This is a genomic window from Clostridiales bacterium (assembly GCA_018333995.1).
Taxonomy (GTDB): Bacteria; Actinomycetota; Coriobacteriia; order Anaerosomatales; family SLCP01; genus JAGXSG01.
Map to the genome: position 1 here is coordinate 40438 of JAGXSG010000023.1, position 8085 is coordinate 48522.

The window sequence follows — 8085 nt, forward strand, 5'->3', positions numbered from 1 at the left end:
TCCGTCTCCCCCCTCGAATGCGTCCGGCCGTCCCGGCAATCAGGCGACAACGCATCGGACTTCGTGGCCGCTAAGTTGGCAGTTTATCACATGGTATCGCAGCTCCGGGATGGTATCTTGAAGGCATGAAAACGATCGCGCCCGTGACGATACGGATGTTCGGGATGCTCCGCTCGGCGAGAACAGAGCGAGGCCTAGCGCCGATATCGGAGATGACACCGCCCGCTACGGGATTGTCGGCGCGTGACATCGCTCACGCGCTTGAACTGCCGGTCGACCAGATTGAGGGCGTGTTCGTCAACCACGTCGTCCGTGGACTCGACCACATCGTCATGCCCGGTGACCGAATCGCGTTCGTCCCACCGGGCACGCCAGGCCCCCATCGCTTCTTACTCGGCCTCTTCGGAGCACACCAAGCACCGACTGTGGACACGATGCGCACGCCGCCCGCAAGGTAGTAGTATGCAACGTGCAACCCGGCGTCCCGCCGGTCGTCGAAAGGTCGTGGAATCAGTGGCGGACCCGCAAAAGGAACGGCAGCAATACGCGCTTCAGACGATCTTCTCCTTCTTTCTCGGACTCATGGTGCTCGCGTTCATCGGTATCGGCGTGAACACGTTCTACCCCCAGCCGGAGCAGTGGGACACTCCCGAGATGCGTGAACTCCAAAACGAACAGGACCAGATCTACCGCGTGACAAAGGGTGAGCTCTCCCCGCAGGATGAACGGCGCCTCGGTGAGATCCAAGAAGAGATGCGCGTCCTGACGGACCAAACCGAAGCGAACCGGCAACTATGGGCACGCAACACGAGTATCGTGCTCATCTTGTTCGCGACGATGGTCATGGGAGTCTCGCTCGTACGCAGCGATCAACTCCGTGTCATCTCCAACGGCCTGTTGCTCGGCGGCTTGTTCACTATGGTCTACGGGGTCGGATGGATCATCTTCAGCGGGGAATCGGTCGCGCGCTTCGCCGTCATTGTCTTCGCCTTGCTCGTAACATTGGCGCTTGGCTATCTGCGTTTCGTGCACGGCAAGACGTCGAATGGTACGGGTGTACCCGTTTTCTCAGGGTCGCCGGCGGCGATCACCATGGGGGACTCGGATGCCGCGCTGGTTCTAGCGAGAATCGAGATCCTCGAAGCGCGCGTCGATGCGGCGGCCGAGGCACTAATCGGTCGGCGGCTATGATGTTGGCGGCACGTGTGCTGCCAGCGCCTGCTGCCGCTCGCGGTCGGTGACCCCACGCTTCGCCGCCCGCTCCGCCGCGTTGCGCTCAAACAGCTCGGCCCAATCGATGTGGGCGGTGCGGAACATGAAATACGCGAGCGTCAAGATGGTGCCGATCGTTATCGCAAGCCCCGTGTTGCCCTCAAAGAAGAAGCTGAAGCTGAACAGCACGAGAAAGACAAACTGTCCTACGGCCGCCTCTATAAGCGTCCGGCGGTCGGAGACGGCAAGCCGCAGGTAGCTCACGCACAGCGCCACCGAAACCGCCGAGGCGATGGCAAAAGCGGCAAGCAGATCGATGCGGTCGACAAGGTACGCAAAGAGCAGGTGAAACGCGAAGAACCCGGCGGCAAGGAACGCGAAGTTCACGGGGTGGATGTTGACCCGGCGTATCGCGGTGACAAGCACCAGGGCGGCAAAGTAGAAGATGAGCGAGACCGGTGCGAAGAACGAGATACGTGAAGCGACCGGTCCTGGGTTGAGCGGGGTCGGCATCGTGATGGCGATCGGGCGACCACTCACAAGCGTGTCGTAGCTCCAGGTCAGTTCCCAGCCATCCTCCGTCGCTTGCTTCGATGTGGGAGAAACGCCATCGGACGGGAAGTCGAACCCGTCGAATCCGGTGCGCATCACAAGCGAGAAATCGTTGATCACGTCAACGCCATCCGTGGCGATGTAGCGCCACGCGTCGAGCCCCTGCGTGCGGTAGCCGGTCTCGACACGAGCTTGTGCCCCCGCCGCAAGCGAAAAGGTGGCGATCGCCTGACCTCCATCGAATCGTACCGGAACCGTCGATCCGTCCACGGTGACAAAGAACCCGTCGTAGACACCGGTCGCGGTCGGGAATGAAAGCGCCATCGTGACTTGCGTCGCCTCACGTGACGAGTTGTGAATCCCATATGCGCCCGAAAAGTCCACGGTGTACGTCGAGTACCACAGTAGACCTCTTCGCCGCTGGTCAAGTGTGAAGTCAGCGGTGATCTCACTAGATGCGACCGGCACCGGTTTACCGTTTACCTTGAACTGTGGAACTGATTGTGCCTGGGGCTCGCCCCAAAGGGACGACACGCCCTCCCATCCGGCACCGTCAGCCTGGTGAGTTCTCGCCTCAATCGAGCCCCCAAGAAACACCCAGCCAAACGCCGCGACGATAAACACGACAAAGATAGCGAAGAGTCTCTGCCCGCTCACCGCTCCCCCTTTCCTCACAGCCTTCCGTGTCAATCCAGCGGTCGCACCATCTCATCGTCACGCACTCGGGAGCCGCGCCCGTTGCGGTGAGAACACACCTCGGTAACGGTTACGTGACGCGGACACAAAGACAAGCCCTCACCTCCGCCACCATTTCGCATAGACCGTCAATGTTTGACCGAAATCGGGAATCAACTCATGTCGCGGCGCTTTCTCTTGCGCTGCGCCTGCTGCGGAGATGGGGATATGTCGGCGGTTCGCGTACCCAAACGCACTGTCAAGCGCCCCACGGGTGAGGAGTACGCCGCCCTCACGCGTCACGAAGTGTTCGCCCAGACAGGATCGGGCCCGTCAGGTCTCGATCAACCCACCGCGGCCGAACGGCTCCTTTCTGCCGGGCCAAACGAGATCAACGAGGCGGTGGTCCATCCTCTGCCGCTTCGGTTCTTCGAGCACTTCTACCACTTGTTCGCGCTCATGCTCTGGGTTGGCGCCGCCCTTGCGTTCCTCGGCGGATTACCTGAACTTGCCTGGGCGATCATCGCAGTCATCGTGATCAACGCCGTGTTCTCCTTCTGGCAGGAGTACCGCGCCGAGAAGGCGACCGAGGCCCTCAAGCGGCTGATCCCCCGCACCGCACGAGTGGTTCGCGCCGGGGTGACGCTCGAGATACCCGCAGCCGAGGTGGTGTTTGGCGACCTTCTCGTGCTTGAGGAAGGCGGCAGCATCCCGGCGGACGCCCGCCTCGTCGAACAGTTCGAGTTACGTGTCGACCAGGCCTCTCTCACAGGCGAATCGACGCCAGTACGCCGAAGCGCAGAGCCGGCCACCGAGCGGTACGCCAACTCGACCGACATCCCCAACCTCGTGTTCGCGGGCACCAACGTGGTTCACGGACGCGGCTCGGCCGTAGTGGTCGCGACCGGCATGGACACGCACTTCGGAACCATCGCCGGGCTGACCCAGTCACTCGGCGATAGTCTATCGCCCCTTCAGCGCGAGATGGGCAGGGTGACGCGCCTCGTAGCGGTGCTCGCGACGACACTCGGCGCGGTCTTCTTCTCGCTTGGCTACTTCGTCGCAGAGCTGCCGCTAGTCACCGGCCTTCTCTTCGCTGTGGGAATCATCGTCGCGAACGTTCCCGAGGGCCTTCTGCCCACCGTCACTCTAGCCCTCGCCATGGGCGTGCAGCGGATGGCGCGCCGAGCCGCGCTCGTCAAGCGTCTCTCGGCGGTAGAGACCCTTGGGTCGACCACAGTGATCTGCACCGACAAGACCGGCACGCTCACAGCGAACGAGATGACCGTCCGGGCGGTCTGGATCCCGGACTCTACGGTCGAGGTGACCGGGACCGGATACGAACCCGTCGGCGAGGTGCTGCTCGAAGGCTTAGCGCCTCCCTCAGACACGGCAACCCGGGTCGCGCGCGCACTAAAGGTCGCGGCCGCGTGCTCGGACGCGCGTCTCGTCGAACCGGATGATTCGCGGCCGTCGTGGCGCATCATCGGCGACCCTACGGAAGGCGCGCTCGTTGTCGCCGCGCGCAAGCTTACTCGGCCGGTTTCCGGAGATCATGCCGGAGCCCCCGCAGGCGAACCCGAAGCCACTTCCAGCTCTGCTCCGCGCGTCTTAGAGTTCCCATTCGATTCGGTCAGGAAGCGGATGAGCACCGTGCACGCCGCGCCGGAGGGCCTCGTGCTCTTCGCGAAAGGTGCTCCGCGCGAACTGCTCGAGTTGTGTGCACGCCTTTGCGACGAACAAGGCGTGCGGCCAATGACCGAAGATGACAGGGCGCACGCTATGCGGCGCAACGATGAGTTCGCGCGGGCGGGCATGCGTGTGCTGGCCGTGGCCGAGCGGCACATCGGACACACCGATGCGCCGCGCGCCCCGGACGAGGCCGAGCGCGATCTCACCTTCCTCGGTCTCATCGCGATGCACGACCCGCCTCGTCCCGAGGTCGAACGCGTGGTCGCTCAGTGCAAGACGGCCGGCATCCGCATCATCATGGTGACCGGCGATTACGGACTGACAGCCGAATCGATCGCACGCAGGGTCGGCATCGTCGAGGACATATCGACGATCGTCTCCGGGCCTGAGCTCGAGGCGCTCTCCGAGGAAGACCTCGCTGCGCTGCTCGCAAGCGACAAGCCCATACTTTTCGCGCGGGTCGCGCCAGAGCACAAGATGCGGATAGCGCTCTCGCTCAAGTCGCTCGGACACACAGTTGCGATGACCGGTGATGGCGTGAACGACGCGCCCGCGCTGAAAGCGGCCGACATCGGTGTGGCGATGGGCGCTTCCGGAACCGACGTCGCACGCGAGGCCGCCGACATGGTGCTCGCTGACGACAACTTCGCCTCGATCGTCCACGCGATCGAAGAGGGACGCGCGGTATACGACAATATCCGTCGATTCGTGACGTACATCTTCACGAGCAACATCCCTGAGATCGTCCCATTCATCCTCTTCGTGATATTTGGCATCCCGTTGCCGCTGACGGTGCTCCAGATCATCGCCATCGACCTGGGGACCGATATCCTCCCCGCGCTCGCCCTCGGAATCGAAAAACCGGAACGCGACGTCATGCGGCGTCCGCCTCGGCCGAGAAGCGAGCGGCTCCTCGACCGCCGAGTGTTGACCCGAGCGTACTTCTTCCTCGGTCCCATACAGGCGGTCGCCTGCATGGGAGCCTACTTCTGGGCGTACTGGAGCCGCGGATGGCGGCCTGGAATCGAGCTTCCCGACAGCGGGGAGCTCTACATGCTTGCTACGACGATGACGTTTGGGGCGGTCGTAGCGACCCAGATCGGCAACGCGTTTGCGCAGCGGACGACTCGTGAATCGATCACGACCGTCGGGTTTTTCTCCAATCGGCTGCTCCTCGTGGGCATCGCGACAGAGATTGCGCTGTTCGTCCTCTTGACGCACTGGCCTCCACTTGCTGGCGTCTTCGGTTTTGTCCCGATTGAGGCGCGCGACTGGCTCGTGCTCGCCGCACTCGCGCCTGTATTGCTCATCGCCGACGAGTTGCGCAAGTCGGTCCTTAGGCGGATGCGGGGGGACGGAGTGTCGGCGGACGCTCCCCTCGGCGGGAATACTCCCCGCATGCACATGCGTGTCACCCATTTTGAGGAGGCATCGTGAACGTTGTCATCGCCGGGAGCGGCAGGGTTGGAATCCTCCTCGCGACCCGCCTATCGCTTCGCGGACACGCGGTAGCCGTCATCGATCACGACCGTGCGGCGCTCGCGCGCCTCGGCGCTGGATTCGGCGGAACCGTGGTGCACGGCAAAGCCTTCGATCGAGGCGCCCTCGAGGCTGCGGGCATCGAACACGCCGACGCATTCTGCGCGGTCACGAGCGGTGACAACTCCAACGTCGTATCGGCAAAGGTAGCGCGCGAGGCCTACCGCGTTCCCCGTGTCGTAGCACGCATCTACGACCCGAGGCGCGCGGAGATATACCGCCGCTTGGGCATCGCGGCCGTTTCGTCGGTATCGTGGTGCGCTCACGAGGTCAGCTCCCTACTGCTCCACCCGGGTCTTCACCATGAGCTGAGCTTTGGTGACGGAGAGGTACGCCTCGTGACAGTCGAGGTGCCGCCGTCGCTCGACGGCAGACCGGTCGATCTGCTGCAGCGACCCGGATCGATCTCGGTCGTCGCCCTCGTTCGTTCCGGGTCGTCGTCGATGCCCACTGCGGGTACCGCTTTGTCAAGCGGCGACATGCTTTATGTAGCGGTTTCCAACGACACGCTGCTCGACCTCGAGCGAATGCTCGAACCGTAGGAGGAGGATCGCTATGTTCGTGCTCATCGTGGGAGGCGGCAAGGTCGGTGCGGCGCTAGCGCAGGAACTCGGCGACACCGGCCACACGTGCCGCGTCATCGAACAGGACCCCGCGCGTGTCGAGCACCTCGCGGAGGATCACCCTGCTCTCGATGTGCTGAGAGGCGATGGCTGTGAGCCCGTCGTTCTCGAATCCGGCCGAATCACTCAAGCGGACGCGGTTGCCGCGGTGACCGGTCACGACGAAGACAACCTCGTTGTATGCCTGCTCGCCAAGCGGGAGTACAGTGTCCGGGTCACCGTCGCGCGCATCAACGACCCGCGCAACGAGTGGTTATTCACTGAGATGTTCGGGGTCGACCACACAGTGTCGAGCACCCGGATGATGGCGCACATCCTCGATGAGCATCTCGAGGGGACGAGCGCGTAGCCGGTCACCTCGCGGACCATGCCAATGGGTGGGTATCTACTGTTGCGTCGGCCGGTCGGGCCCGTATCGGCCGCACACCCTTACATGCGAGGAGCAACCCGTGCCACACGCCATCTGGAAGGGCTCGATATCATTTGGCCTCGTGACGATTCCAGTAACTCTCTATCCTGCCGAGGAACGCCGCGACCTCTCGTTTAGGATGCTCGACAGGCGAGATCTCACCCCCGTCAAGCAACTGCGCGTTAACGCGCGAACCGGAAAGGAGGTGGCGTGGGGGGAGATCGTCAAAGGCTACGAGCTCGAGGACGGCCGGTTCGTGGTCGTGACAGAAGAGGACTTCCGCGCCGCCGACGTCGAAGCAACCCGTACGATAGACGTGCTCGGCGCTGTGTGCGCGGATGAGATCGATCCGGCTTACTACGACAAGCCCTACCACCTCGAACCCGCGCTTTCCGGACGGAAAGCGTACGCGCTCCTGCGTGAAACGTTGCGCCGTACCAAGCGCGTCGCACTCGCCAAGGTGGTGATCCGCACGCGCCAGCATCTTGCCGCGCTCGTCCCCCACGGACCGCTGCTCATGCTCGAGATCCTGCGCTACCCGCACGAGCTTCGCGCAGCCGATACGCTGAAGCTGCCCCCGGCAGACATCACCGAGGCCGGCCTGACCGAAACCGACCTCGCGATAGCGGCGCAGCTGGTTGAGATCATCTCGCGCCCGTTCGACCCATCCGCCGAGGAGTACCGCGACACGTACCGGGACGCCGTACTGGCGCTCATCGAACGCAAGGCCGAAGGTGGCGCGGTAGCCGCACCGGAAGAGGTGCCGGAGGCGTGGGCCGAGACCGGCGAGGTCATCGACATCACGGAACTGCTCAAAGCGAGCCTCGAAGCCGCGCGAGCGCGTACGTCGTGAGCGCCATGCCGCTCGACGAGTACCGCAGCAAGCGTGATTTCAGCCGGACCGCCGAACCCGCTGGCGAGCCGGACGGCGGACACCGGCGCGTGGCTGTCGGCGCGCTCTCCTACGTGGTGCACAAGCACGCGGCGCGGAATCTGCACTACGATCTGCGCCTGGAACTCGACGGCGTGCTTCTGTCGTGGGCGGTGCCCAAAGGGCCAAGCCTCGACCCAGCGGACAAGCGGCTCGCGATGCGGGTCGAAGACCATCCGCTCGAGTATGGCGCGTTCGAAGGCACGATCCCTCCAGGCGAGTACGGTGCGGGAGCGGTGATCGTGTGGGACCGCGGGACGTGGCGACCTCTCGCAAGCGGCTCCGGAAGTGCGCACGCGGAGCTGGAAGCCGGAGCGCTTAAGTTTGCGCTTCAAGGCGAGAAACTCACCGGTGCCTGGACGCTCGTGCGAATGAAGCCACGCCCGCGGGAACGCACAGAAAGCTGGCTGCTCATCAAGGAGCGCGACGGGCACGCGCAGCCTCGCGGCGAG

8 protein-coding genes are annotated in these 8085 nt (G+C 63.7%); 7 read left to right on the forward strand and 1 reads right to left on the reverse strand.

Annotated elements, in window-relative coordinates:
• Positions 1–125: 125 nt before the first annotated feature.
• Together KGZ40_07010 and KGZ40_07015 are read left to right on the forward strand one after the other, a co-directional pair.
• Positions 126–458 (forward strand): MoaD/ThiS family protein, encoded by a 333-nt coding sequence (locus KGZ40_07010; GenBank protein MBS3957262.1) that lies wholly within the window; start codon positions 126–128, stop codon positions 456–458.
• Between the two features lie 4 nt (positions 459–462).
• Positions 463–1191: a hypothetical protein gene (locus KGZ40_07015; protein ID MBS3957263.1), complete on the forward strand. Its 729-nt coding sequence runs from the start codon at positions 463–465 to the stop codon at positions 1189–1191.
• Here the strand turns inward: KGZ40_07015 and KGZ40_07020 are convergent.
• The gene (locus tag KGZ40_07020) at positions 1186–2421 is read right to left on the reverse strand and encodes an inner membrane CreD family protein (GenBank protein ID MBS3957264.1); all 1236 of its coding nucleotides are present in this window, start codon (positions 2419–2421) and stop codon (positions 1186–1188) included. The genes KGZ40_07015 and KGZ40_07020 overlap by 6 nt on opposite strands.
• Before the next feature lie 246 nt (positions 2422–2667).
• On the opposite strand from KGZ40_07020, the gene KGZ40_07025 reads away from it, so the two are divergent.
• The 5 genes from KGZ40_07025 to KGZ40_07045 all read left to right on the forward strand — a co-directional run.
• On the forward strand, positions 2668–5568 hold the full coding sequence (locus KGZ40_07025) for a cation-transporting P-type ATPase (protein MBS3957265.1): 2901 nt from the start codon (positions 2668–2670) through the stop codon (positions 5566–5568).
• Complete coding sequence (locus KGZ40_07030) at positions 5565–6212, forward strand: TrkA family potassium uptake protein (GenBank protein MBS3957266.1); 648 nt, start codon at positions 5565–5567, stop codon at positions 6210–6212. The genes KGZ40_07025 and KGZ40_07030 overlap by 4 nt, the downstream gene beginning before the upstream one ends.
• Positions 6213–6225: 13 nt before the next feature.
• Positions 6226–6642 (forward strand): NAD-binding protein, encoded by a 417-nt coding sequence (locus KGZ40_07035; protein MBS3957267.1) that lies wholly within the window; start codon positions 6226–6228, stop codon positions 6640–6642.
• Between the two features lie 100 nt (positions 6643–6742).
• On the forward strand, positions 6743–7555 hold the full coding sequence (locus KGZ40_07040) for a Ku protein (protein ID MBS3957268.1): 813 nt from the start codon (positions 6743–6745) through the stop codon (positions 7553–7555).
• Positions 7552–8085: DNA ligase (locus KGZ40_07045; GenBank protein ID MBS3957269.1), on the forward strand; the 534-nt coding region annotated here is incomplete at its 3' end. The genes KGZ40_07040 and KGZ40_07045, both read left to right, overlap by 4 nt.